The organism is uncultured Rhodococcus sp. (assembly GCF_963525155.1).
Classification (GTDB): Bacteria; Actinomycetota; Actinomycetes; order Mycobacteriales; family Mycobacteriaceae; genus Rhodococcus_F; species Rhodococcus_F qingshengii.
In genome coordinates, this window is the sequence record NZ_CAURKP010000014.1 from 13,491 (window position 1) to 39,568 (window position 26,078).

Here is a 26,078-nt window from a genome sequence, read left to right on the forward strand (position 1 = left end):
GTTACGCCTTGGTGGAGGAACCGGCGCGCGTCGCGGTGACGCGGTGGGAGAAGCGTCGCCACATCGGTGAACCGGCAAAGGGCAACGCGGCCAACCCGGTCACGACCAAGGCCACCAACATCGAGAACTGAATCGCGAACGAATCGCCCACATAGCCGCCCGGTGCCCGCCACGGTCCGGTCGAGAGCAGCGTGATGCCGATCATCGCGGCCACGCCGGCGGTGCCGACGAGAATGCGTGCGGTCCGAGCCGGGCCGAAGATTCGCAGCGCGGCAAGTCCGAGGATCGAGCACACGACCGCGATCGCCGCTCCCACTCCGCCACCGATGACGGTGGCCGCCGCGAACACGCCCACCCATCCTGCCGCGACGCTGCGCCACGGGCGGGGCGGTATGTGCGGCTTGGGTTCTCGGCGGGTGGGGACAAGAGCTGCGAACAGCAGCGGGATCAGCAACACGAGCCCACCGAAGATGCCGAGACGGTACCAACGGTCGCTGGGGAAGTCGATGGTGACGGTTCCCGCGGTGCCTGCCGGCACGATCCAGCCCTGCTGCCAACCGTTCACGACCACCGGCGTCAGCTCGGAACCGTCCGGCGCCGTGGCGATCCAGCCGATGCTGGTGCTCTCGGGATTGACGATCAACTGATCGGTGGACGAGTTCGTGACGGTGAGTTCCCGGTGATTCGCCGTCCACGCGGTCGATTCGAGCGGTGTATTCCGTTGCGCGGCTGAAGGGCCGACAGCCGTCAGGTTCAGATTGTCGACCGAGAATGCGGGGCCCGGTTCGACGACTACTTCAGGCTGTCCCGCCGGCAAAGTTGCCGGCGCGTCCGGGTCGCACACACGCGCCTCGACCGGTGCGCCGGTGCGAAGTTGGGCCGCCGTCGTAGTGATCGAGGTGGGGAACTGCTGTCCGGCAACCGAAATGGTCGGGCCGTCGCCACAGGGGACGGTGACGGTGCGGTTGTCGAATGAGTCTGTGCCCTGCACGCCGGAACCGGCGATCGGTGTCCCGTCTGCGCCGACGACGCCGACCTCGGCGAGGCCGGTGGGCTGCGCCTGGGCGAAGCCGAGTGCCGTCTGATCGAGGACCGGTTCCCAATCGGTGACGCTGAGGACGATCTTGTCGGTGACGTAGGGGGAGAGGGTAACTCGACTGGTTCGAGGCGTTTCGTCTTCGAGGTCGGGCAGCTCTCGAACCTGCGGTCCGTTGCCGAGGTTCACCGCGACGCTGGTCGGCAGCGATGGCAGGGTGCCAAGTCCTCGTGTGATGTCCAGGCCGGTGACCAGGGTGGGCTCGGGAAGATTGAGAGTCAGAGTCGGTTTCGGGCCGCCCGGTTCGGTGGTGCTCTGCGGCGCCGACCACGTGGTGCGTGGGTCGCCGTCGGTGGCAGCGAAGGCAGATCCGCGTGTGTCGCCGATGTCGCTCGAACCCGAAGCCGTGATTCGGTCTGGGGCGGCAAGCAGGTCTTCGAGGGCGTTGCCCTGACGCGCTCGGACGGTCAGTGTCGGTGCAACGACTGTGTTTTCGGGCACCGTGAGCGTGCGCTGGAAACGGCTCGGCTCTTCGGGTATGGCCATGAATGCATTGCTGCACCGCACGCGGTCCGTCGAGTCGGCACACGCGTTGCGGCCGGGGAACTCCTGGCTCAGGTTCCAAGCGTTCACGGATGCGTCCGCCGGCGTACTCGGCAGGACTGTGTCGAAACGGATCGGGACGGACTTCGGTGCGTTGCGGTCGGAGAAGTCTTCGACGGAGAGTTCGCTGATGCCGAACTGTGTTCCAGGCGATCCGTTTTCGGTGTGAGTCGCCGTGATGCGTACCCACGGAGTATTGCCGCCCGGGATCGAGACCGTGATGGGCTCACCGGGACGTTCCACCTTCACCGCCGTGCTGCCGTTCGGTGTCGAGACCTCGAGCCATTTGACCGGAGCGCCGATCGCCGCGGCGCTGGTGGTCAGATGGAGCAGGCCACTGGAAATCGGTGTGTCGAAGTCGATCTGCAACCACTGGCCCAGTGCACGCTCGATTCCGTTGCTGAACCAGCCGGTGGCCGGATCGCCGTCGACCGTCGATGCCGGACTGCTCGACGGTGAGGTGCCGCCCAGCTGGGTGGCGTCGGAGGCTGCGCTGGAAACGGTGATCGAGGCGCCACTCCAGCGGCCTTCCACGAGAGGCGTGTTCGCAACCGGGTAGTCGGGCACCAGATTGTAGGTACGACGAGCGTCGTCAGGGGTGCGTAGGGCGGAACTGTGGTTGTCGACCTGACCGAAATCGGTTTCCCGATCGCGTGGGGTGTCGGTGACGGTGACCGAATCGACCGGCAGTCCGGCAGCTTCGGCGTCGGCGGCGAGAATCATCGGGCCGGTCCCCGGGATCAGCCCGCTTTCGTGAAGGCGCACAGCAGATTCCGGCCCGCCTTGAACGCGCGGAACCTGGTTCAGGTCGACGGAGTACGGTCCACTGACCGCCGGGGTGCCGTCAGGCGCGGTGACCTCGAAGATCTCGATGGCCGGGTAACCGGGACGCAGGTCGCTGTCCGCGACCAGCCCTTCGATCGGTTCGGGGCTGTCGTCTTCACCGAAATGCGCGACGCGCTCGATCCCCGGCGAGCCTTCGACCGCCTGGTGCACGAGTATCGGCCTGGCCGAGCGCGACGTTTCGCCGTCGAGGTCGTTGCGCATCACCAGATAGTGGATGCCCTGACCCAGCAAGGTCTGCGCGAGGCCGTCCGACGGACGTCCGTCGGCGATCAGACGTTGGACCGAATCGAGCGCTCGGATGGCGCCGGGCGGGGTCAGCGGGACCGAGTCACGCACCGCCCACGGCGTACTCGCCAACGCCTGAAGCGGTTCGTCACGCGTCAGGCCCCAGACCTGGCTGCCGAAGGGCGCTCCCGGGACGACCAGGGCACGTTCGGCTTCCGATCCGGGGGAGGTGTTGTCCTCGAGCCACTGTGCTGCTTCGTTCCAGTACGAGGGGACGTCCGGATACGCTCCGCGGGGAGCGAGCTTTCCCGTCCAGGCCAAGGCCGTCGAGAGGGTGAGGGCGACGAGGATCAGGCTGGTCAGTGCGACCATCGGTTCGCGCTCGGGATGGGCGAACGCACGCCGCCATCGGGCGAGTGGAACCGATCCCGGCAGCGGCACTTTGGCCAGCAGGTGTGCGAGTCCCAGCACCAGCGGTAGACGGACCAACGGCTCGAGCTTGTGGACGTTGCGCAGCGGCGCGCCCGCCGAGTCGAGGAACAGACGCACTGACTCCGATACCGGCGAGCTGAGTTCACCTACGTACCCCGCGGCCAGACCGGTGATACCGACGAACAGGATGAGCGTCAGCCGGCCGCGAGCGGGCATGGACCGCATGCAGAGTCCGGCGAGGCCGGCAGCGGCAACCAGACCGGTGGCGACAACTGCTGCGGGCTGGGTGACCAGAACGGCGCCGGCAATGCGTTCGGGGGAGACGAACGGGGTCCAACTGTCCGTGCCGCGCAGTATCTCGGCGAGCGACGCCCATTGAGTGGTGACACCGGCGGACTCGATGTAGTCCAGGAACGGTGGGCTGATCTTGCCGAGCAGCAGTAGCGGCACGATCCACCAGAGAGTGCCGAGTGCGACGAACAGCGCCCACCATGCGGTGAACGTCAGCCACGTTCGGTTGGGTTTGTGCGAGAGCCACCAGATGATCGCGACCAGGCAGGCTGCGGCGGTGGCGACGGCATTGATCGAACCCATGAGGGCGACGGCAAGCGCGGATTGTGCGGCCAACCGCCTCAACCCCCGTGAGCGGTTAGGGAGTTCAGGGACTCCTTTTCCACGCACAGGGCCGAAGGCCAGAACCACCGGCAACAACACCCACGGCGCCAACATCATCGGCAGGGTTTCCGAGGAAATCGAACCGAGAGTGGTCAGCACGCGGGGAGAAAGAACAAAGGCAACCGCTGCGATGACGCGCGAACTACGACTGCCGATACCGAGAGCCTCGGCAACTCGGATGATTCCCCAGAAACCTGCGATCAGAAGCAGCGCCCACCAGACGCGCTGAGTGATCCACGGCGGAACGTTCGCCAACTCGCCGAGCGCGAAGAACGGCCCGTGCGGAAAGAAATATCCGTAGGCCTGGTTCTGAACCTGGCCGAGCGGGGCCTGACTACTCCACTGATGCGACGCGCGTTCGAGAAAACCGAACGGATTCTGCGTCAGGTCGTACTTGGTGTCAGCGGTGATCAGACCCGGCGATTGCAGAAAAGTGAGAAGAAACGCTACGACGGAGGCGCCGAACAGCCACCGCTTCGACAGGGGCTCTGCCGACGGGGCGGTGTCTACCGAAGACACCGCTGCGTCGGCGGAAGAACGGGAACTCGCGAGGCCTGCGCTCTCAGCGGCTGCCGTACTCAACCTGGTTCAGCACGGAAGAATCTGCGTTTCCGCTGCGGTCGATCTCGGGACGAGTGTTGTCCGACGCGGCGGCCGTGACACCGAAGATGACGCCGGCACCCAGAACGGCACCGATGACAGCGCTGGCCACACCGGGGACAAGGAACTTCGTCATCGCGGATCTCCCAATTGGTCGTTAGTCGGTCGTTCACGGTCGGACGGACTTACCGGCCCGTACGAACTGCTCGGGTCAAGGTATCACCCGCACTCGAGAATCCGGACGATTACCCTCGTGACGTGCTGGTCAGTCGAGGGTTTCGGCACCGAGCGCGGTCAACAGGGTGCGCAGTTTCGTGGACGTCTCGTCGAGTTCGTCCTGCGGATCCGATTCGGCGACAATTCCGCCACCCGCGCTGGCCCAGGCACTGAGGCCGTCTGCACTGATCTCGGCGCAGCGGATGGCAACCACCCAATCACCGTCGCCGGCCTCGTCGCACCATCCCACGGCGCCGCCGTAGAAACGCCGCGGTTCCTCGGTCTCGCGGATCACCTTCAGTGCCACGTCGGTGGGTGTTCCGCACAGCGCGGGCGTCGGATGCAGAGCGATGGCGAGGTCGAGCGCAGTGGTGTCGTTTCGCAGGGTGCCGCGGATCGGGCTGGCCAAGTGCCAGACCTCGTGAGTGTTGGTCAGTTCGGGAGTTGCCGGTACCGACAGATCACTGCACATCGGTTGCAGGACCTCGCGGATCCACGCCGTCACGAAGGCGTGCTCGGCCAGATTCTTCGTCGAACGCAGAAGGCTCTCGCCGGCCTCGCGGTCTTGTTCGGAGTCGGCGGATCGCTTTGTGGTCCCGGCCAACGGGCGACACGTCACGACGCGCCCGCGTCGACTGACCAATACCTCGGGCGTTGCGCCGACCAGGCTGTGGCCCTCGAATTCGGCTCCCGCAGCAGATAGGTCGACGGCAAAGGTGTTGGCGACGGGATTGAGCGCCGTCATGCGAGCGGCGAGCGCGGTCGGGGAGATCGGAGTCTGCGTCCGAAGTTCCACGGTGCGAGCCGCGACAACCTTGTCGATCTCTCCGCTGCGGAGGCGTCCGATCAACTTTTCCACCCGGCGAAGATGCTCCGACGACGACGGGATCTCCCGGTCAACCCGGGTCGTGGGCAGGGCCTGGGGATCGCGCGGTTGCCATGGCCGCGACGCGATCGTCGCCTCGGCAGGTTCGTACAACGCCGTTGCGGCAGCCGGGTCGAAGGGCAGCGCTCCGACGATCAGCTTTGTCGTACCTGCCGACAAAGCGTGGGTGGCCGCGTCGGAGCTGCCGAAGCTGCGTCGTACGCCGCGGGTGACCACGCTGTGATCGGGGCGAGAGAGAACAAAACCGTCCATGGTGCTTTCGACACTAGTCGGCCCCGGATCAGGAATGCGCGAAGGTCACTTCCCCGGAGGGACGATCAACACCGGCCGATGACTGTGACGCAGAACATGATCCGCGACGCTGCTCTGCAGTAGCGACCGCAAACCCGTAGTGCCTCGGGTGCCGGTCACGATGATGTCGACGTCCAATTCGTCTGCGGTTTCGCAGATTGCAGACCAGATCGCGGAGCGGCACTCGGCGCTTCTACCTTCGACGGTCAGGCCCGCGGCCTCGGCCAGTGCGACACCCTCGGCGAGGGTGACTTTGGCGTCGGTGTACGCGATGTCCTCGACGTCGTCGTCGGGAACCCACTCCGGTTGCATCACCCCGGACAGGCCGGACATGCGAGCGGCCTGGCGAACCATCGGCTCCCAGGCCGTGACGAGAACAGCGCGATTGGCGGAGAGGAAACGCCCCGCGTAGTCGACTGCACGCTTGGCGTTGTCGGAACCGTCGTACGCGATGAGCATCAGACCTTGTGGCATCACGACCTCCTCGTCAGCGGGGGAATCGGTTCTCTTCCAGGCTACCGTCCCGATGTGCCCGTGAGGGAGTGTATGGGTACCGGGTCCGTTACGGTCGAGGTATGCGGATCAAGTTTCTGAAGGCTGCGACGACCATTGCATTGTGCGGAGGGTTGGTTGCGGGATGCTCGGGCGAAAACGGGACCGCCGATCCGGTTTCGAGCGCCCCGACCAGCACCACCTCCGAGATCACGTCGACGCCTGCGGCGTCCAGCTCCGCACCCGTCGCCGCGTCGTGCGGTAGTGACCTTCTAGCCTCGCTGTCCTTGCGTCAGAAACTTGCCCAGCTGCTCAACGTCGGCGTCACCGGGACCGACGACGCGTTGTCGATAGTGCAGAACGAGGAGATCGGCGGCATCTTCGTCGGAAGTTGGACCGATCAGTCGATGCTCACCAATCGCGAAGTGCCGCAGGTTGCTTCGGCGTCGAAGTTGCCGTTGATGGTGACGATCGACGAAGAAGGTGGACGGGTTTCGCGCGTCGCGGACATCCTCGGGCCCGATCCGTCGGCCAGGGAAACGGCGCAGACCATGACAGTGGAACAGACGTACCAGATGGCACTCGAGCGTGGACGCGGTTTGAAGGATCTCGGGATCACCGTCAACTACGCCCCCGACGTCGACGTCAGCAGCCAACCCGACGACTCCGTGATCGGGGACCGCTCGTACTCCGACGACCCCCAGACCGTGGTTGCCTACGCCGGTGCGTACGCGCAGGGCATGCGCGATGCCGGAATCTTCCCGGTGATCAAGCACTTTCCCGGGCATGGCAGCGCGTCGGGTGACTCGCACCGGGGTGAGGTGACAACGCCGCCGCTACAGGATCTGATCGCGTCGGACCTGATTCCCTTCCGCGAGCTGTCGGGAACCGGAGTCGGCGTCATGATGGGTCACCTCGAGGTTCCCGGTCTGACCGAGCCCGGTACCCCTGCCAGCATCAGCCCCGCCGCCGTCGCGTTGCTTCGCGACGGAGTGGGTTACGGCGCAGCGCCGTTCACTGGTCCGGTGTTCACCGACGACCTCAGCGGCATGCAGGCGATCACCGACCGATACGATATTGCCGACGCGGTTCAGGCTGCGCTGGTGGCTGGAGTCGATCAGGCATTGTGGCTGACCACCGACGACGTTCCGCGGGTTCTCGACCATCTCGAGCAGGCCGTCGCGTCGGGTGAGCTTCCGCAGACGCGGGTCGATCAGGCCGTGGTCACAGTTGCCGCTACCAAAGGTGCCGTGACCTGCTGAGTCGAAGTCAGGATTCGACGCGCAATCTTACCGTAGAGTAAGATCGTCATTTACCCTGTGGTTGGAGGAAGCATGGCCGGCGGTACCAAGCGACTGCCACGCGCAGTGCGTGAGCAGCAGATGCTCGACGCGGCTGTGGACGTGTTCTCCGACAGGGGATTTCACGAAACTTCGATGGACACCATCGCGGCCAAGGCCGAGATCTCGAAGCCGATGCTGTACCTGTACTACGGCTCGAAGGAAGAGCTGTTCGCGGCGTGCATTCATCGTGAAGGACTCCGCTTCCTTGAGGCCCTCGCCCCGGCCGGCGCGCCGAACCTGACTCCGCGTGAACAATTGCGCGCCGCTCTCGAGGGCTTCCTCGGGTTCGTGGGCGCAAACCGCAAGTCGTGGATGGTGCTCTACCGTCAGGCCGTCGGGCAGCAGGCTTTTGCGGGCACCGTGCAGTCCAGTCGCGATCGGTTGATCGAGTTGACCGCGCATCTGCTCGAGTCCAGCACCAAGGATCCTGATGCCGCGCACGATTACGGGATCATCGCCATCGCGCTCGTCGGCGCCGGTGAGGCAGTAGCCGACCGAGTCGCGGGTGGGGAAATCGAAGTGGATGCCGCAGCGGATCTACTCGAATCCCTCGCGTGGCGCGGTCTGTCGGGCAAGAAGAAGTCCGAATAGCCACCCAGTCACATCGCGTGAACGTATCGCTCCCCTTGTTGAACAGGGGGAGCGATACGTTCACACTGTCGGGGCGGGGTCGGAAACGCACCAGCCCAACCCAGTTCAGTCCTAGGTCAGCGCAGCGTCGCAGTGACGTGCGGGTAACCCTTCTTCGGGTGACGCAGCGACAGATCCCAGCCGTCGTCGGTGCGATCAGCGTAGGCATTCAGCGTCGCCGGTAGCAGAATCGGCTTCCCGAAACGCACGCTGTACGTGACCTTGTCCGCGACGGACCCCTCGACGGTCCGCAGAACTGCCGCGGCACTCCACATTCCGTGAGCAATGGTCTTCGGGAAACCGAAAGCCTTCGCGCCCAGAGACGAGACGTGAATCGGATTACGGTCGCCGGAGACAGCGGCGTACTTGCTGATCGTGGTCTGGTCGACGCGGATGGTGCTCATCGGCATCGGGGGGACCTCGTCGGCCTTGGGCTCCGGACCGGGCTGGCCGGACAGGGAGGTCTTCTGCTGGTTCAGGAAGCTCGAGGTCTGTCGCCAGACCAGTTCCCGTCCCACCCGAATTTCGGTGATCACGTCGATCAGCAGGCCCTTGCGGTGCTCACGCAGGTTCTCGGCATGCACCGAGAGGTCAAGCGGTTCGCTGACGGAGATGGGCCGCAGTGATTCGATGACGTTCTCGGCGTGAACGGAGCCGACGGCGGCGAAGGGGAAGTCCTTCGACACCATCAGCTTCATCACGGTCGGGAAGGCCAAGGTGAAGGGGTAGGTGATCGGCAGAGTGTCGCCGAACCGCAGTCCGGTCACGCGGCAGTACGCCGCCAGATTGTCGGTGTCGACCTTCAGTCCGGTGAGGGTGAAGGTCTGCTGTGGCACCGAGCGCGAGTTGGACTTGTTCCACGGCAACAATCCCAGTACCGCGCGGGAGTAGATGTCGAGGGTCTTCGGCTGCTCGGTGAGCGCGACGGTCTTTGTTGCCATCATGCGCCCAGGAGGCTCTGGCCGCAGACGCGAACGACCTGTCCCGTAACGGCATTGGAGGCCGGGCTGGCGAAGTATGCGACGGTCTCGGCGACGTCGACGGTCTCGCCGCCCTGCAGGAGCGAGCTCATGCGGCGGCCGGCTTCGCGGGTGGCGAAGGGGATGGCTGCGGTCATGGCGGTCTCGATGAAGCCCGGTGCGACGGCGTTGATGGTGATGTTCTTCTTCGCCAGGACGGGAGCTTCGGCGTGTACGAGGCCGATGACGCCGGCCTTGGAGGTGCCGTAGTTGGTCTGGCCGCGGTTGCCCGCGATGCCGGCGATGGAGGAGACGTCGACGACGCGGCCGCCTTCCTTGAGAGCGCCCTTCTCGACGAGGTGCTCGGTGATCTTCTGCGGTGCAAGAAGATTGACGTTCATGACCATGTTCCAGCGGCCCTCGTCCATGTTGGCGAGGGTCTTGTCGCGGGTGATGCCGGCGTTGTGGACGATGATGTCCGCTCCACCGTGACGCTCGAGGAGGTGAGCTGCGAGGACCTCGGCTGCGTCGGCTGCCGTGACGTCGAGGGCGAGGGACGTGCCGCCGACCTTGTTCGCGGTCTCGGACAGCGCTTCGCCGGCGGCCGGGATGTCAGCGCAGACGACGTGCGCGCCGTCGCGGGCCAGGACCTCGGCGATGGTGGCGCCGATACCGCGGGCTGCGCCGGTGACGACGGCAACCTTGCCTTCGAGCGGCTTGTCCCAGCTTGCGGGCGCGACGGAATCTTCAGCGCCGACGACGATGACCTGGCCGTCGACGAAGGCGGACTTTGCCGAAAGGAGAAAGCGCAGAGTCGATTCCACGCCGGAGAGTCCGGTGGATGCCTTGGGGGAGACGTAGACCAGCTGAGCGGTGGAGCCGCGCTTGATCTCCTTGCCGACGCTGCGGGTGAAGCCTTCCAGAGCGCGCTGCGCGACATGCTCGTCGACGCTCGACGTTTCTTCCGGCGTCGTGCCGAGAACGACGACGCGAGCCGACGGTGCGAGGTTGCGGATTACGGGCTGGAAGAACTCGAACAGCTGCTCGAGCTCGCTGACCTGAGTGATTCCGGTGGCGTCGAACACGAGTCCACCGAAGCTGCTGTCGTGTGCCTGAGCCGCCGGGTAGTCGGAGAGCAGTACGCGAAGTGGTTCTGCGAGTCGACCCTTGCCGCCGATGAGGACAGGTCCGGCGAGTGCGGGTTCCCCTGCTTTGTAGCGACGCAGGTTCTCGGGCCTGGGCAGGCCGGCCTTCGACGCGATGAATGCGCCGGGGGCGGACGAGAGGAACTGTGAATAGAGGTCGGGAGCTCCCTTGCTGGCTGCCACGGTCCTACCTTCTGTTGTGTTTCGGGTTGTCTCTCACCGGGCAATCGAAAGAATGCGGCGATAGACAAGTAACTTACTACTGAGTAAGAATAGTCTTCAACAGGTAATCGCACCATCCTTGGAGACGCAAGTGACAAGCAAAGCCCGTTCAAATGCAAAGCCCGCCGCACCGCGCACTGCACCGGCCGCAGCCGCTGCAAATTCTGCAGGTCAGCGCCGTCCGGTTGCGATCGTCGGCGGAAATCGCATTCCGTTCGCACGCTCGGACAAGGCGTACGCACAGGCGTCCAACCAGGACATGTTCACTGCGACGCTCGACGGTCTGGTGAGCCGATTCAATCTGCAGGGCGAGAAGCTCGGCATGGTCGTCGGCGGTGCGGTGCTCAAGCACAGCCGTGATTTCAATCTCATTCGCGAGTCCGTTCTCGGCAGCGCGCTGAGCCCGTACACGTCGGCGTACGACCTTCAGCAGGCGTGTGGCACGGGACTGCAGTCGATCATCGCCGTCGGCGACGCCATTTCGGCCGGCCGCATCGATTCGGGCATCGGCGGCGGCACGGACACCACGTCCGACGCCCCGATCGGCGTCAACGATCAGGCGCGCGAGTTCCTGCTCTCCCTCAATCGCGCGAAGTCCACGGGCGACCGCATCAAGCTGCTCGGCAACGTCCGTGCGGGCATGCTCGGCCTGGAGATTCCGCGCAACGGCGAGCCTCGCACCGGCAAGTCGATGGGTGACCACGCTGCGATCACTGCCAAGGAATTCGGCATCAAGCGCGAGGACCAGGACGAACTTGCCGCTGCCAGCCACAAGAACATGGCAGCTGCCTACGACCGCGGCTTCTTCGACGACCTCGTCACCCCGTTCCTCGGCCTGACCCGCGACGACAACCTCCGTCCCGGTTCGACCGTCGAGAAGCTGTCGACGCTCAAGCCCGTCTTCGGTACCAAGCTCGGCGACGCGACGATGACGGCAGGCAACTCGACGCCGCTCACCGACGGCGCTTCTGCAGTGCTCCTCTCCACCGACGAGTGGGCAGCCGAGCGCAATCTTCCGGTTCTGGCGCACCTCGTCGATTCCGAAACCGCTGCCGTCGATTACGTCCACGGCAAAGACGGGTTGCTCATGGCTCCCACGTACGCGATCCCGCGTTTGCTGGCCCGCAACGGTCTGACCTTGCAGGACTTCGATTACTACGAGATCCACGAAGCCTTCGCTTCGGTGGTTCTCGCAACCCTGCAGGCCTTCGAGTCGGACGAGTACTGCAAGGAACGCCTCGGCCTCGACGGCGCATTGGGATCGATCGACCGAAGCAAGCTCAATGTCAACGGATCGTCCTTGGCTGCAGGTCACCCATTCGCGGCAACCGGCGGACGTATTGTGGCTTCCCTCGCAAAGATGCTCGCGGAGAAGGGTTCGGGCCGCGGCCTCATCTCGATCTGTGCGGCCGGTGGCCAGGGTGTCACGGCGATCATCGAGCGGTAACCGCTCCACAATCTCCCCATGCGACTGAAAACTGCGCTCACCTGCAGTGATCGTCGCGAGGGGATGCGTAATCGGGGATCCGGCCACGAGGGGTGGCCGGATCCCCGAACTCTTTGCAAACTTTTTCGCGCAGGCGTGTAACGCTGCAGAATAGCTACCGATATTCATGACAGCCCCGTGTTGCTGCCTGACCCCCGACCTGGCAGCAGCGCGGGGCTCTCGTATGTCCGGATATCCTGTAGTGAGTTGTCGGTGAGCGCCGCAGCGACGGTTGATGCAGCGAGGAGCCAACAGGTGAGTGACGAAGAGGGTCCGTCCGTCGAGAAGACGAACAGCGAGGACTCGTCCCTCCCGGAACAGGAACTCGAGTCGGTCGAGGAACCTCAGGCGGTCGAAGAGACCGAGTCGGTCGAGGAAACCCAGTCGGTCGAGGAACCCCAGTCGGTCGAGGAACCCGAGGCCCCTGAGGACACCGAGGCCGTTGTCGAGGCTGAATCAGTAGAACCTGAACCAGCCGAAGCACCAAGGCCTGTCGACGAAGAAGCAAGCGATTCCACGGAAGCGACAGTCGACGAATCGGCAAACGAGGTCACCACCGTCATCCCTGTCGTCCCAGCGGAGGACGCACCGCCGACGGAAGTGGTCGACTCGGCTCCGGCGACAGAAGCCATCGACGAGCAGACAGAGCAGTTCGAGCCCCCGGCAGTGGTGGTTCCCCCGAAGCCGCCGCGTCCCGAGTTTGTGCAGCAGTACGACACCCAGCAACTCGAACCCATCCAGCAGCAGTACGAGCCTGTTGTCCGAGAACCAGAGGTAGTTGCACCCCCGGCACCGCAACAACCGGTGGCGCCCGCTTCGCAGTCTTCCCGCAAGTGGGTCAAACCGGCGATAGCAGTCGGCGCCATCTTTGCCGTCGCAGCGATTGCCTACGGAGTGGACATCTTCACCTCGTCCGGGAAGACACCACGCGGCACTCAGGTCGCCGGGGTGGACATCGGTGATCTCACGCCCGCCGACGCGGAAGCCACGCTGCGCGCCCAACTCGGCCCGAGGCTCGTCGAACCGGTAGCGGTACATGCAGGCGGCGTCGACTCCGAGATCGTTCCCGCGTCTGCGGGTGTGGACGTCGACTGGTCGGCGACGCTGTCGGGCGTGAACGCTCAGCCCATCAACCCGATCACCCGCATCACGTCGTTCTTCGGCTCCCGCGAGGTGCCCGTGGTGTCGGCGGTCGACCAGGGTGCGTTGGATGCGTCGATGGCGCAGCTCGCGGCGAACAGCGATCGTGCGCCCGTCGAAGGTGCAGTCGTGTTCGAGAACGGGAAGGCGACTGGTGTTTCGCCCGCTGCCGGTCAGGCGCTCGAAACGCAGCAGGCGGGTTCGACCTTCGCCGCCGAATGGTCCGATGGTGACGTCGTCGATCTTCCGGTCGACGAGGTTCCGGTGACGGTCACTCAGGCCGGTGTCGATCGCGCGCTGCAGGAGATCGCTATTCCAGCTGTCTCGGGTGACGTCGTGGTCAACGGCCGTGACGGCAAGGTCGCGACACTCGGCGTCGATCAGATCGGCGAGGTTCTGACCTTCACACCCGACGGCTCGGGTGGGCTGACTCCGCAGTACAACACGGATGCTGCGATCAAGATTCTGACTCCGCAGTTGGCGTCGACGGAAGTACAACCCAAGGACGCGTCGTTCACCTTCGCCGGTGGCAAACCGTCGGTTGTGCCCGGTGTCGTCGGTGATCTGATCAACTGGCCGGACACGGTCAAGGAACTTCCGGTTCTGTTGGGCAGCACGGCTTCTCGGGCAACGCCCGCCGTTTACGGACCGGTCCCGCCGGCGTTGACCACCGAAGCCGCGGAGGCCCTCGGCATCAACGAGGTGATCGGCGAATTCACTACCGGTGGTTTCGAATACGCGTCTGGTGTGAACATCGGCCTGGCCGCGTCGGAGATCGACGGGGCCGTGATCAAGCCCGGTGACACGTTCTCGCTCAACGAGTACACGGGCCCGCGCGGTGCGGCGCAGGGATACATCGAGTCGGGGATCATCAACAACGGTCGCCCGGACAAGGCTGTCGGCGGCGGTATCAGCCAGCTCGCGACGACGCTCTACAACGCGACGTATTTCGCAGGTATGGAGGACGTCGCGCACACCGAGCACAGTTACTACATCTCGCGGTACCCCGAGGCTCGTGAGGCGACCATCTTCGATGGTGCGATCGACCTGCAGTTCCGTAATCCGGCGAAGACCGGCGTGATGATCGAGACGATTGCGACGTCGTCGAACATCACCGTTCGGATCTGGGGAACCAAAACTGTCGATGTCACGTCGACGACCGGCCCGCGGACGTCGCCGACGTCGCCGAACACCGTGACCTTGCCGGAGGGGCCTGGCTGTGTGGCTTCGAGCGGTGCGCCCGGGTTCACGGTCAGCGACACTCGCGTGATCACCGACCACGCGAGTGGCGCCGAGATTTCCTCGAACACCCGGACCGTCAAGTACGACCCGGTGCCGATCGTGAAGTGCGAGTAGGGAACTACTTGCCGACGAGTGGGCCGAGGGTGCGGCCCGCGAGGTCGACGATGCCTGGCTCTTCGCCGTTGGTGATCAGGTTGATCACGACGCCGTCGATGCCGTGGTCGAGGATGCGCGTTTGAACCTGCTCGGCGACGTCGTCCGGGCTGCCGACGAAATGGCGTTCGGTGGCCTTGGCGACCACGTCTTCCGGCGCCGTGGTGATGTCGAGGCCACGCTCCGCGAGAAACGTTCGCTGATGGGCGCGAGCCTTGTCGCCGTCCTCGTCGATCATCATGAACGTGAGGAAGCTGGTCTCGAGGGTTGCGGGATCGCGACCGGCTTCGTCGCAGCGTGCCGCAAGTGCTTCCATCTTGCGCGGCAGTTCCGACGGGTCGCAGATGATGTTGAGGTGATCCGCGAAGCGAGCGGCGAGGCCGAACGTCTTTTTCTCACCGCCACCGCCGAGCAGGATCGGCAGGTCGTCGCGGACGCGAGGCTCGTTGATGGCGTCCTTGACGTGGTACCACTTGCCGTCGAAGGTGGGGCGATCACCGCGGAGCATCGGCGCGATGATCTGCAGTGCTTCGTCGAGTTTCTGGAAGCGCTCGGTGAACGTTCCGAACTCGTATCCGAACGAATTGTGTTCGAGTTCGAACCAACCGGCGCCGATGCCCAGGATGGCCCGACCGCCGCTCACCACGTCGAGGGTGGTGACGGTCTTGGCGAGCATGGGCGGATTGCGGTAGGTGTTTCCCGTGACCAGTGCAGACAACTGGATGGTCTCGGTGGCCGTCGCCAGCGCGGAGAGCGCCGAGTAGGCCTCGAGCATCGGGGCGTCCGGCGCTCCGATTCCGGGGAGTTGGTAGAAGTGATCCATCACGAATGCAGTGTCGAAGCCTGCGGCTTCGGCTTCGCGGGCCTGCGCTATGACGGTGGGGAAGAGGTCCTTGACCGGACCGCCGTAGCTGAAGTTGGGCATCTGGTATCCGAGGCGAGTGCTCACCGTTTCGACGTTACTCGCGATCGGTTGACCTGGCACGATTTTACCAACTCTATGGATTCCGTTGTGCTGGGCAGACTTCCGGAATTCAGAGAAGTTCTTCGGCCGCGTCGCGTCGCTTGGCGCGCTGCTGGTGAAGTTTGACGACTGCGATTGCGATGCCACCGCCGATGATGGCGCCTACCAGCGCGCCGACCCAGGTTGACGATTCTTCGTACGAATCGAATTCGAGACGGGCCATGATTCCGACAGCGGCCACGAGGTAGAGCGCGATGCTGATCACCACGCGAGGGCGGCCGTAGGTGGACAGCAGGTACACGTCCACATCGCGGCGCTTCGCATAGATGATCGTGATCAACGAGCCGAACAACGCAACGATCAGCAGGGCGAGCGAGATCCACGCACCTGTTCGGCCGGTGACCCAGGGCAGAATCGCCGAGCTGACGAATATTGCCCAGAAGACACTCTGGAGTCCCACCGCCGAGGCTTCGTTCCAGACGTCGCGCTGACGCTCGTCCTTGTAGAAGTCGTCGTCCAGATCTCCGACGAACCGCAGTGCCTTCATCATGGTGCTCATGCCGTCTCCTCTGGAATTTCTGTGGTGAGTTCCGATTCGGGCAAGGGGAAGAGCGCTTCGACGGTGGTCCCCAGCGCCAGGGCCAGGCGAAGTGCCAGGTAGACACTCGGTGCATAGTCACCGCGTTCGACGGAGACGATGCTCTGTCTGCTCACCTGACCTGCCGTGGCCAGTTGCGCCTGGGTGAGGCCGGCGAGGCGTCGGTGCTCCCGCACGTTGTTGTCGCCGGCCTTTCCAGTCATGCAAAAAGTAAAGAATACTTGTCACTAGATGTCAAGTTTGCTTGTCATATGAGAGGCTGAAGAGCATGCGTGAACGATTTCTCCAGATCGCCCTGGCCAATCCGGTGGTCGCAACGATCGTGGATCGTGCGCCGAAGCTGGGATTGCCGGAGTGGTACCTGACGGCGGGTGGGCTCTTCCAAACCGTCTGGAATCACATCGACGGCCGTGATCTCGGCGCCGGAATCAAGGACTACGACCTGTTCTACTTCGACGCCGGCGATCTGAGCTACGACGCGGAGGACCGTGTGATTCGTTCGGCGGCAGAACTGTTCGCCGATGTGGATGCCGATGTCGAAGTACGCAACGAAGCCCGCGTGCACCTGTGGTACGAGCAGCATTTCGGGATTCCCGGCGTTCCGTTCACCAGTTGCCGCGACGCTGTCGACCACTTCGCTTCCACAACTTGCTGTTTCGGGATCACCAAGGGATCGGATGGGACCTTGGACGTGTATGCCCCGCATGGATACGACGATCTTTTCGACATGATCGTCCGCCCCAACCCGGTGCTGGCGCCGAGAGAGGTTTACGAGGCCAAGGCAGCACGGTGGCGCAGGGAATGGCCCGCGTTGACCGTGGAGCCTTGGCCGGAGAACCTGACCTAGACTTCGATCGGCGGATGCAGCCTGTCCATGGTCCATTGCCGATTTCGGCGTGAGAGGCGTGTCTTCCCTGGTCGCAGTGCGTCCGCCACGGCCACGAACTGTGGCCGATTCGTGTCGACCCTGCTGTCTCGTCCGTCCGTGCATGGAGACAACCGGCCGGATTCAACGCATCCAGCTGTAGTTCTGGTAGTTGAACCCCCGCAAGACCTTGCGCCTTTCGGAATCGTCTGCGCTAATTTCACGAACTTTCAGTGTGCTGCGACGTTCATCCATGATTGTCTGGGTCCCCTCATGGTGAAAATCTCTTCCGATATTTGGTGGATTGTTTCTAATACTTTACGTCTAATTCTTTAGTGCTAATAAGGTTTCTCCAATGTGAATAGCAATCATCACTAACAAATGAACATTCTACGGTGAAAGTGTGGTTTGTCTATGTGACTTTTCGTGCAACGTGCGATATATCGGAATATTTTCTGCTCGACGACTGTCGTGGCTTTTCAAACTTCTCGACTATTTGGATTGTCGGTTTAAACGCTTTGCATTCGATGCTCGAAATTTCATTGAGAAAAATATCGAGGTTGGAAGAAAAATTTCTAGAACCTGTTCCCGGATGGACAAAATGTGAGTACAGTGACTCACGTCACCAGAGCTTCGGGTCCTGTTCAATGCGAGCTCTCACCAGGGCATTCCCTTTGGGGAAAGCTGTAGCCCTGCGAGCAGGGCCATAAATGCGAAGTTGGCGATAGCCCCGAAGATAGCAGGTCGGTTGGTGATAAGAGATGGTCAGAACAGATCGGGTTGGAGCGTTAAGGACTCCGCGCTCTCGCCTATGAATTGAACGCCTGGGGTCTATCAATTCAACCGAAGGAAGAACTCGTGAAGTTGACTGCCAAGAATTCCGTCAGAGGTGTCCTGCTCGGTACCGCAGCCGGTGCGATGGTGCTCGCCGGAACCGGTATTGCATCCGCTGCCACCGTCGGCGCTGCTGGCTCCGCCGTAACTCTTTCCGCATCCTCTGCGTATCAGGTATGTGGCAATTTCTACGTCGGCCCGGACGCCCACGTGGCGGGCGTGCCTTCTGGTGCCAAAGCGGTAGTGGGCGCCCAGGTCACTGGCAAGCTATACAGCTCATCCTCCAGCACGACTCCGATCACGACCTTCACCGCCACAACGAATGCCGCGGGTGGATGGTGCATGCAGGGTGACTCGGCGATGGCTAGCACCGTGACGAGCGGTGGTGAGGTCAGGATGTCCACCGACACTCCGACCGTGTTGGACGGCACAACAACTCGCACAGGGCAGTGGTCGGGCGGCGGGGCGGACGCCGTCATCGATGCAGGGGAGTTCCTCCTCCATGGCAATGCGTTCATCTTTTCGGATAGGGCCTCGAAGGTGAACTTCTACTACCAGTAAGTCGATCGGCTGCAAGGTTGATCGTAAGAACCTGGACGGGTTGGAGTGCGGGTCTCCGTGCTCCAACCCGTTCGCCGTATGACGCCGTGTTGCGAGTTCGGGTGTGTGTTTCGGCAATTGTGACAATGGGCGCGGGTGTCGCCAGGGAGATGGCGAATGCTGCTTCGGCTGTGACGAATGCAGGCCTGTCTCTGCGGCTTTGTCTCGCAGCCTGCTCGATGTAATTCGGTCGTCCGGCACGGATTGGACGGCATCGGTATCGTCTCGAAGTCATGGCTTATGGGCAATCGCCGTAAGGTTGGCTCGCAATCAATTCTTGTGCCACCGAATAGTGTTCGTGAAGCCGTGATCGGGAAGTTGGCTGCGCGACCTGAATCCGTGATTCGGGTGGCTTTCTGATCCTGCAAGCGGTTCCATCTCGCTTTCGGTGCAAAATTTCTAGTCCTAAAGATTTAATGAACCGAACTATAGTACTAGGACTTTAGTGCTAACTAAATGAATTCCATCTATGGCAAGAAAAATTCCTAGAACGAGTTCCTAATTTGCAAATTTTGGGTACAGTTGTCGGCACCACGAGGAGTTGCGGGCTTCCCCAAAACCTCGCTTGGCAACCACTGTTGTGCCGGATAAACCGACCTGGCCCCGCGCCACAGTCAGAGCAATTACCTACTGGAAACGGAGTAACAAATGTTAGGTCAGTTCATGGCCCTCCTGCGGGCATTTATCCCGTCCTTTGCAACATCGTTAGGCGACGGGCTTGATGGATTGAACGCCATCTCGCTCGACATGTCCGCGAGTGGAGGAGAGGGCTGATGGGATCCGTGCAGCAAGGTACCGCGTCGCTGGGGCAGACCGTAGAACAGATGCTTCCGATGTTATTTACATATCTGATGGATATCCCGCTCCAACTGTCATTCGGTTACCCCCGGTGACCCTGTTCAATCTGAGGAGAAACTAGATGTCGCTCAACGCAATGAGCACGGACCTGGCTGAACTTGCAACCATGACGTTCTACGCCCTTAGGTTTCCGCTTCAACAATTCCTTGTCGGACTCTCGTAAAGAAGGGTGAACTCATGTCGTCTGATTTCTGGACCGGAAGTGTCAAGAACACGCTAGCGTTTTACGGGCTGACGTTGGTCGGGTTGTGGACCGCATCAATGGAAGGCGGCGGGTGGGCAAGCCTCGATCGATGAGCGCGAAATAGAATATTCGACGTGAGCTGATCGGCAGCTCCGACGATATCTGAGATAGCCGAATGCAGACCCTGTCGTAAAGGTTCCTGGCAGGGTCTGCATCACGTGCGAGGCAGCTTCAAAACATGATCGTCCGCCCCTCCCGGTGCTGGCGCCGCGAGAGGTTTACGAGGCCAAGGCAGCACGGTGGCGCAGGGAATGGCCTGCGCTGACCGTGGAGCCTTGGCCGGAGACCCTGACCTAGACTTCGATCGGCGGATGCAGCCTGTCCATGGTCCATTGCCGATTTCGGCGTGCAGCAAGTGAACTGGCCCCGAGTGAGGCGACGAGAAGGCCGCCGAGGACGGCGATCGAGACCCACAGCCTCGAGTCGATGCCGCCGACGGTGAGTTGTCGAAGCCCGTTCACCGCGTAGGTCATGGGGTCGAACGGGTGGATGATCTGGAACGGTTTCGCGGTGGTTTCCACGGGATAGATGCCGCCGGCCGAAACCAGTTGCAGCATCAGGAACGCCAGGGTGATCACGCGTCCGACGGAGACTCCGAAGATGGCGTTGAACGCCTGGATCAACGCCATATACGTGGCAGTGATGAGCATCAGGAATCCGACGGTGCCGAGGGCGTGCGTGGGGTGCAGGCCAACGGCGAAGTGCACGACCAGGTACATCACGATCACCTGGCAGATGCCGATGAGCAAGGCCGGCCAGTACGAGGCGAGGACCACTCGCAGCGCGCCGAGTCCGTTTGCGATAGGCCGGTTCTGGAGCGGCTTGAGCAGCATCCAGGTGATGATGCCGCCCACGAACAGTGCGAGGGGCAGGAAGAACGGAGCAAAACCGGTACCGAAGGTGCTTGCCCGGTTCTCGTAGGTCTCCTGCAGCTCGACCGGACTGGAGAGGGTTTGAGCGGTTGCTGTTCGCTGCTGATCGGTCCAACTGGGAACCTGGCCGGCGCCCTCGGTGAGTTTGGTTGCGAGTTCGGCAGACCCGGCACGGAGTTGCTCGGTTCCGTCGGCGAGTTTGGCTGCACCGTCGGAGAGTTGGACGCTGCCGTCGGTGAGTTGAACCAGTCCACTGCTGAGGGTTTGAGCGCCGTCGTTGACTTGCTGACCGCCGTCACGCAGCTGTACCAGGCCGTTGCGGAGTTCACCGCCGCCGTTGGCCGCGGCGCTGAGCCCGGCGCGGAAGGTGCTCGAGGGATCGTCGAGTTGGTAAGCGAGTTGTTGTGCGCCGCTCTTGAGTTCGCCCAGTTGACCCATGGTCGCTTCGCCGAAGCCCTGAGTGCGCAGCATGTCCTGGGCAGGCGCGAGGGCGTTGGCGATCTGTTGGCTGACGGGATCCGGGTTCAGTCGAAGGCTGGCCACTGCCTGACCGACCAGCTGTGCGACGTCTGCTTGTGTGTTCCCGAGTACGCTCAGCTGGTCGACGACCTGGGTGACGCCACCACTGAGTTGGCTTGCGCCGTCGCCCAGTTGGACGGCCCCGAGATCGAGCTGCCCCAAACCGTCGGTCAGTGCGAGGACACCGTCCGTGGCGGTATTGATACCGGTCGAGAGTTGCGCTGTACCGCCGGCAAGAGTGGCTGCGCCGTCACGTGCGGTAACCATGTTGTCGGCCAGCGTTTTCGAGCCCGACGCCAATTCGCCGGCTCCGGCGTTGGCAGTGTTCACTCCGGCCGAGAGCTGGAGTGCTCCGTCGGCGGCCTGCTTCAAACCTGCACCCGCGTCGGTCAATCCGACCAGGACCGTCTCGACGGACTGCGCGCCGATCTTGTCGCTGACTTGACTGAGGACCTGCTGGGCGGCGTTTTGGCCGATGATGGTGCCGAGGTAGTTGTTGACGTCGTTGAAGGTGAACTGCAACTGAGCTTTGTGGGGGTCCTTGGTCGTCGGGGAGGCCACGGCCTCGCTGAAATTCTCAGGCAAGGTGAGAGAGAAGTAGTACGTGCCGTCCGAGACTCCCTGAGCGGCTTCCTGCTGTGAGACCAGGTGGAGATCGAGCTCACCGGAATCGAGCAGCGCTTGGCTTACCTCGTCGCCCGCGTTGAGTTCCTGACCCTGCACCATCGCACCGCGGTCTGTGTTGACCAGCGCGACGGGGACCTTGTTGACCTCACCGAACGGATTCCAGAAGGCCCACAGGTACATCGCGCCGTACAGCAGTGGCATCAAGATGATGGTGACGAGTGCGATCCTGGGCATCGCGCCGCGGGAGAACCGCTTGAGTTCGGTTCCGAGAGACATTCCAGCGAGCATCGCGGTTACCTCGCCCCTTCTTGGTCGGGATTGGTGACTTCTTGGAGCAGGGTGACGGCATCGATGGGTGATCCGTCGGGCAGCGGGTTGACGGTCGACGCGATGATGGTCTGGTAGCTCCCCATCTCGACCAGTCGCTCGACGAGATATGCGCGCTCGGAGTCACGCCGCACCTGTTCGAGATCGTCGACGACCAGCAAGGCCGGCTTCTTCGTGTTCGCGACGGCGATACGCAGCAGGGTCGCCTCGAGTTCCCCGAGATCGCTGACGTATCGGCCGAGCGCAGGCAACGGATGATCGCCGAAGACGGGAGCGCACACCGCTTCGAGTTCGCGGTCTCCGGCGCGTCCGACGAGTTTGTACCAGGGAGCATCCCAGCGAATTTGTTCGGTGATCAGATCGCGGACGGTGACGGACTCGGCAAGCTCGTCGATGTCCTCGAACCCGGCGATCCCGGCGATCTCGAAGATCTCTCGGGGACGCGTTCGACCGAAGACGGACAGTGATCCGGAACTGGCTTTCATTCGCCCGCTGAGTGTCAGAAGTAAGGACGTACGTCCTGAACCGGCCGAGCCTTCGAGGATGGTCACACCGCCCGCACGAATCTTGAGATTGACGGGTCCGAACACCGGCCCCCATGGGCCGTCGAGCGCCAAGTCCGTGGCGGTCAATGCCAGGTCAGGGGCGTAATCGGGTTGTGCGTGCTCTGGTGCGACCACGATGATCACCTGTCTGTTGATCTACTCGGCCTTCGAAAGAACCGAGTGCTGGTTCAGTGGACGTTCGTGCTCACCCAATCACATCGGTAGCGGGCGAGCTGTCCCATGAATGGGATGTGTCGGACACGTCCGGCAACTTGGAGACCGAACGGTATGTATTCTGTTGGAAACGGAACGGGGGAGTCGAGGTGCCGGTTCGTAGACGCGGGATGTGCGCGGTGCTGGTCATGGCCACCCTGTCGGTTGTCTCCTGTGCCGGTGAGCGCGAGTCGCCCCCGTTCGTGTCGAGCGAAAGGCTTTTCGAGTTCACCGGTCGCAATGTCGGACCCTTGACGGTGCCGCCCTTGCCCTCCGATCGGCACGAGTCCGAAGCAGCGCCATACGGAGCCATCACCCTGTCCGGTGGGTGGAGCGGCGCAGCCAATGTCTCGCTGCCTGGATCCGTCACGTGTTTCGAGCACAACTGGGCGGATTCGCTGCCCGCCGGTCACCGTCAGTGGGCCTACGAGGTGCACACGAGTTCCTTCTACGAGTACGACGGCGGCGGCGAATATCCGGGACGTGATTTCCAGTTGCAGGTCTACGTGAACGAGAAACCCGAACCAGGTCAGCACGGGTCCGCGATCATGAAGTTCTCGGATCAGAGCGGACAGTTCGTGTCCTTCGGCGGTGGCGACGACAAGTCCGTCGAAATAGTCAGTTCTCCGGACCGCAGGCGCGTGGCGCTTTCCCTGGCGGGTACGGCGGCACGACCGGGCGAGCAACCGACGACGTCGGTACTGTCCGCGCAGATCAGTTGCCCGACCATCGAGCGCAGATGACACCAGTCACCACCGAGTGCCGACAACCGAAAATGCCGGCCCCGAAACGTTCTCGGGACCGGCACTTTTCATGAATCAGGAACGAATCAGAATGCTGCTTCGTCGATCTCCATGATGTCGTTCTCGGTGTTCGCGATGATCTCGCGTGAAGCGGTGAGCTCGGGCAGGACGTTCTTGGCGAAGAAGGACGCGATGGCGACCTTGCCCTCGTAGAAGCCCTTGTCCTTGTCGGAAGCGCCGTTGTCGAGTGCTGCGAGAGCAATCTCGGACTGGCGGAGCAGCTGCCAGCCGATGAGCAGGTCGCCGACGGACATCAGGAAGCGGACGGAGCCGAGGCCGACCTTGTACAGCTCGGTGGGCTGCTCCTGAGCTCCCATGAGGAAGCCGGTGAGCGTGGCAGCCATGGCCTGGACGTCTTCGAGTGCGGTGGCGAGCAGTGCGCGCTCCGCCTTCAGACGACCGTTGCCGGCTTCGCTGTCGATGAAGGTCTTGATCTGTCCCGCAACGTGAGCGAGCGCGACGCCGCGGTCACGAGCGATCTTGCGGAAGAAGAAGTCCTGAGCCTGGATGGCCGTCGTGCCTTCGTACAGCGAGTCGATCTTGGAGTCGCGGATGTACTGCTCGATCGGGTAGTCCTGCAGGAAGCCGGAGCCACCGAGGGTCTGCAGGCTGTCCGTCAGGTACTGGTACGCACGCTCGGAGCCGACGCCCTTGACGATCGGGAGCAGCAGGTCGTTGACGCGGAACGCGGTGTCCTTGTCTGCGCCCGAGACGAGCTGGGCGACAACCTCGTCCTGGTGTGCTGCGGTGTAGAGGTACACCGCGCGCAGGCCCTCGGCGTATGCCTTCTGCATTGCCAGGCTGCGACGCACGTCGGGGTGGTGCGTGATGGTCACGCGCGGTGCTGCCTTGTTGGTCATCTGGGTCAGGTCTGCGCCCTGAACACGCTGCTTGGCGTAGTCGAGAGCGTTGAGGTAACCGGTCGAGAGGGTGGCGATTGCCTTGGTGCCGACCATCATTCGAGCGTGCTCGATGACGTCGAACATCTGGGCGATGCCGTTGTGGACCTCGCCGACCAGCCAGCCCTGTGCGGGGATGCCGTGGCCGCCGAAGGTGACCTCACATGTGGCGGAGACCTTCAGGCCCATCTTGTGTTCGACGTTGGTGACGAAGACGCCGTTGCGCTCGCCGAACTCTTCGGTCTCGAAGTTGAAGTGCGTCTTCGGGACGAAGAACAGGCTCAGGCCCTTGGTGCCGGGTCCGGCGCCTTCGGGGCGAGCGAGAACGAGGTGGAAGATGTTCTCGAACAGGTCGTCCGAGTCTGCCGAGGTGATGAAGCGCTTGACGCCCTCGATGTGCCAGGAGCCGTCGTCCTGCTTGATTGCCTTGGTGCGTCCGGCACCGACGTCGGAGCCGGCGTCGGGCTCGGTGAGGACCATGGTGGCGCCCCATCCGCGTTCGACGATGGTGGCTGCCCACTTCTTCTGCTCTTCGGTGCCGTTGTTGAACAGCACGTCCGCGAAGGCGGGTCCGGCCTGGTACATGTGCGCTGCAGGCTGTGCGCCCAGGATCAGCTCACCGATGGCCCACACGACGGAGCGGGGAACCGGCACGCCGCCGACCTCTTCGCTCAATCCCATGCGGTACCACTCGGCATCCCACAGAGCCTTGAACGACTTCTTGAAGGATTCCGGAAGTGCAACGGTGTGCGTCTCGGGATCGAAGACAGGGGGGTTGCGGTCCGCATCGGCGAAAGATTCGCCAAGCGGTCCCTCGGCCAGGCGTGCGACCTCTGCCAGCATGTTGCGGACAGTGTCGGCATCCAGGTCGCCCCAAGCGCCTTCGCTCAGTGGCTTCTCCAGTCCGAGAACCTCGAAGAGGTTGAACTCCAGGTCCCGAACGTTGCTCTTGTAATGGCCCATGTCTTCTGCTTCTCCCAGTGAGGTGGTGCGGTCCAGCACTCCTAGTACCGCCCGAAGTTTATTACTCGTCGGTAACTTAATACATGTTACTAGCCGTTCTTTGCATTGCCAACACCGGATTTGCGTCCGATGACAAGCGCGTCGACCGCGATTCCCGTTTCGGTGTGTCTGTGCGGATTTCCGGCGATCTCGAACTCGAGCCTTCCTTGGAACTCCTGCATCAATTCCTCTGGTGTGTAAAGGATTTCGGGATCTTTCGGGCCGCCGACGCCGTAGTCGATGTTGCTTCGGTCGTGACCCAAAATCATGAGGATTCCGTCAGGTTTCAGAGAATTTATGGCACGGTTCACAACCAGGGTGCGTTGTGGTGCGGGCAGATGAAGGTAAAGAAGCAGGGCCAAGTCGTATCCCTGCCCGTTCCGGGAGGCGTACTCCGCGCCGGTGACGTCGCCGCACCGGTAGTCGAGCCGGTCGAGAACCGATCGGGGCGAGCGGGCCGCGATCGTGCGGGCTTTCTCGATCGCGACGGCCGAGTAGTCGATCCCGGTGACCTCCCAACCGCGGGTCGCGAGCCACAACGCGTTACGGCCCTCCCCGCACGCCAGGTCCAGTGCCTGGCCGTGGGGGAGGGCCGTCGCGTATTCCACCAGCAGCTCGTTGGGTGGAGCGCCCCAGACGAGCTCGGTTTCTTCGTACTTCTTGTCCCAGGCGGCCGCATCCATAGA

Annotated in this window: 20 protein-coding genes; 7 read left to right on the top strand and 13 right to left on the bottom strand. The window is 63.0% G+C overall.

The window, feature by feature from the left end; all coding sequences use genetic code 11:
• Window position 1: 1 nt before the first annotated feature.
• The 4 genes from RWT78_RS05525 to RWT78_RS05540 form a co-directional block, all read right to left on the bottom strand.
• Window positions 2-4,336: an alpha-(1->3)-arabinofuranosyltransferase family protein gene (locus RWT78_RS05525; RefSeq protein WP_314674561.1), complete on the bottom strand. Its 4,335-nt coding sequence runs from the start codon at window positions 4,334-4,336 to the stop codon at window positions 2-4.
• A gap of 43 nt (window positions 4,337-4,379) precedes the next feature.
• The gene (locus RWT78_RS05530) at window positions 4,380-4,553 is read right to left on the bottom strand and encodes a DUF2613 domain-containing protein (protein ID WP_003945488.1); all 174 of its coding nucleotides are present in this window, start codon (window positions 4,551-4,553) and stop codon (window positions 4,380-4,382) included.
• 129 nt (window positions 4,554-4,682) lie between these two features.
• On the bottom strand, window positions 4,683-5,771 hold the full coding sequence (locus RWT78_RS05535) for an isochorismate synthase (RefSeq protein WP_314674508.1): 1,089 nt from the start codon (window positions 5,769-5,771) through the stop codon (window positions 4,683-4,685).
• A gap of 45 nt (window positions 5,772-5,816) precedes the next feature.
• Window positions 5,817-6,284 (bottom strand): universal stress protein, encoded by a 468-nt coding sequence (locus RWT78_RS05540; protein ID WP_003945900.1) that lies wholly within the window; start codon window positions 6,282-6,284, stop codon window positions 5,817-5,819.
• Window positions 6,285-6,385: 101 nt separating this feature from the next.
• On the opposite strand from RWT78_RS05540, the gene RWT78_RS05545 reads away from it, so the two are divergent.
• Entirely contained in the window at window positions 6,386-7,564 is a 1,179-nt protein-coding gene (locus RWT78_RS05545; protein WP_314674512.1) for a glycoside hydrolase family 3 N-terminal domain-containing protein, read from the top strand.
• Between the two features lie 72 nt (window positions 7,565-7,636).
• On the top strand, window positions 7,637-8,236 hold the full coding sequence (locus RWT78_RS05550) for a TetR/AcrR family transcriptional regulator (RefSeq protein WP_003945885.1): 600 nt from the start codon (window positions 7,637-7,639) through the stop codon (window positions 8,234-8,236).
• A 116-nt stretch (window positions 8,237-8,352) separates the two neighbouring features.
• Here RWT78_RS05550 and RWT78_RS05555 read toward each other — a convergent pair whose 3' ends face one another.
• Window positions 8,353-9,216, bottom strand: a complete 864-nt coding sequence (locus tag RWT78_RS05555) for a MaoC/PaaZ C-terminal domain-containing protein (RefSeq protein ID WP_007734551.1) — start codon at window positions 9,214-9,216, stop codon at window positions 8,353-8,355.
• On the bottom strand, window positions 9,216-10,562 hold the full coding sequence (locus RWT78_RS05560; RefSeq protein WP_003945596.1) for a 3-oxoacyl-ACP reductase: 1,347 nt from the start codon (window positions 10,560-10,562) through the stop codon (window positions 9,216-9,218). The genes RWT78_RS05555 and RWT78_RS05560 overlap by 1 nt, the downstream gene beginning before the upstream one ends.
• 130 nt (window positions 10,563-10,692) lie before the next feature.
• On the opposite strand from RWT78_RS05560, the gene RWT78_RS05565 reads away from it, so the two are divergent.
• Together RWT78_RS05565 and RWT78_RS05570 are read left to right on the top strand one after the other, a co-directional pair.
• Window positions 10,693-12,048: an acetyl-CoA C-acetyltransferase gene (locus RWT78_RS05565; RefSeq protein WP_003945465.1), complete on the top strand. Its 1,356-nt coding sequence runs from the start codon at window positions 10,693-10,695 to the stop codon at window positions 12,046-12,048.
• 294 nt (window positions 12,049-12,342) lie between these two features.
• Entirely contained in the window at window positions 12,343-14,583 is a 2,241-nt protein-coding gene (locus RWT78_RS05570) for a VanW family protein (RefSeq protein ID WP_314674516.1), read from the top strand.
• 4 nt (window positions 14,584-14,587) lie between these two features.
• On the opposite strand, the gene RWT78_RS05575 is transcribed toward RWT78_RS05570, so the two are convergent.
• The 3 genes from RWT78_RS05575 to RWT78_RS05585 all read right to left on the bottom strand — a co-directional run bounded on the left by RWT78_RS05575 (window position 14,588) and on the right by RWT78_RS05585 (window position 16,387).
• Window positions 14,588-15,571 carry an LLM class F420-dependent oxidoreductase gene (locus RWT78_RS05575; RefSeq protein WP_007734562.1) on the bottom strand — a complete coding sequence of 328 codons (984 nt, stop codon included), beginning with the start codon at window positions 15,569-15,571 and terminating at the stop codon, window positions 14,588-14,590.
• Window positions 15,572-15,656: 85 nt separating this feature from the next.
• Window positions 15,657-16,145 (bottom strand): hypothetical protein, encoded by a 489-nt coding sequence (locus RWT78_RS05580; protein ID WP_314674521.1) that lies wholly within the window; start codon window positions 16,143-16,145, stop codon window positions 15,657-15,659.
• On the bottom strand, window positions 16,142-16,387 hold the full coding sequence (locus RWT78_RS05585; RefSeq protein ID WP_007734566.1) for a helix-turn-helix transcriptional regulator: 246 nt from the start codon (window positions 16,385-16,387) through the stop codon (window positions 16,142-16,144). Before RWT78_RS05585 ends, RWT78_RS05580 begins: the two co-directional genes overlap by 4 nt.
• A 65-nt stretch (window positions 16,388-16,452) precedes the next feature.
• Between RWT78_RS05585 and RWT78_RS05590 the strand changes: the two genes are divergently transcribed.
• Window positions 16,453-17,031 carry a nucleotidyltransferase family protein gene (locus RWT78_RS05590; RefSeq protein WP_314674524.1) on the top strand — a complete coding sequence of 193 codons (579 nt, stop codon included), beginning with the start codon at window positions 16,453-16,455 and terminating at the stop codon, window positions 17,029-17,031.
• An 876-nt stretch (window positions 17,032-17,907) separates the two neighbouring features.
• Window positions 17,908-18,444: a hypothetical protein gene (locus RWT78_RS05595; RefSeq protein ID WP_054781872.1), complete on the top strand. Its 537-nt coding sequence runs from the start codon at window positions 17,908-17,910 to the stop codon at window positions 18,442-18,444.
• 1,434 nt (window positions 18,445-19,878) lie between these two features.
• Here RWT78_RS05595 and RWT78_RS05600 read toward each other — a convergent pair.
• Together RWT78_RS05600 and RWT78_RS05605 are read right to left on the bottom strand one after the other, a co-directional pair.
• Entirely contained in the window at window positions 19,879-21,891 is a 2,013-nt protein-coding gene (locus RWT78_RS05600) for a YhgE/Pip domain-containing protein (RefSeq protein ID WP_058039138.1), read from the bottom strand.
• A 5-nt stretch (window positions 21,892-21,896) separates the two neighbouring features.
• A complete protein-coding gene (locus RWT78_RS05605) occupies window positions 21,897-22,619 on the bottom strand; it encodes an ATP-binding cassette domain-containing protein (protein WP_217018442.1) in 723 nt (240 codons plus the stop codon).
• A gap of 179 nt (window positions 22,620-22,798) precedes the next feature.
• Between RWT78_RS05605 and RWT78_RS05610 the strand changes: the two genes are divergently transcribed.
• Window positions 22,799-23,431: a hypothetical protein gene (locus tag RWT78_RS05610; RefSeq protein ID WP_223304492.1), complete on the top strand. Its 633-nt coding sequence runs from the start codon at window positions 22,799-22,801 to the stop codon at window positions 23,429-23,431.
• Window positions 23,432-23,517: 86 nt separating this feature from the next.
• On the opposite strand, the gene RWT78_RS05615 is transcribed toward RWT78_RS05610, so the two are convergent.
• Window positions 23,518-25,353 (bottom strand): acyl-CoA dehydrogenase, encoded by a 1,836-nt coding sequence (locus RWT78_RS05615; RefSeq protein WP_007734578.1) that lies wholly within the window; start codon window positions 25,351-25,353, stop codon window positions 23,518-23,520.
• An 89-nt stretch (window positions 25,354-25,442) separates the two neighbouring features.
• Complete coding sequence (locus RWT78_RS05620) at window positions 25,443-26,075, bottom strand: bifunctional 2-polyprenyl-6-hydroxyphenol methylase/3-demethylubiquinol 3-O-methyltransferase UbiG (RefSeq protein WP_054826522.1); 633 nt, start codon at window positions 26,073-26,075, stop codon at window positions 25,443-25,445.
• Window positions 26,076-26,078: the final 3 nt, after the last annotated feature.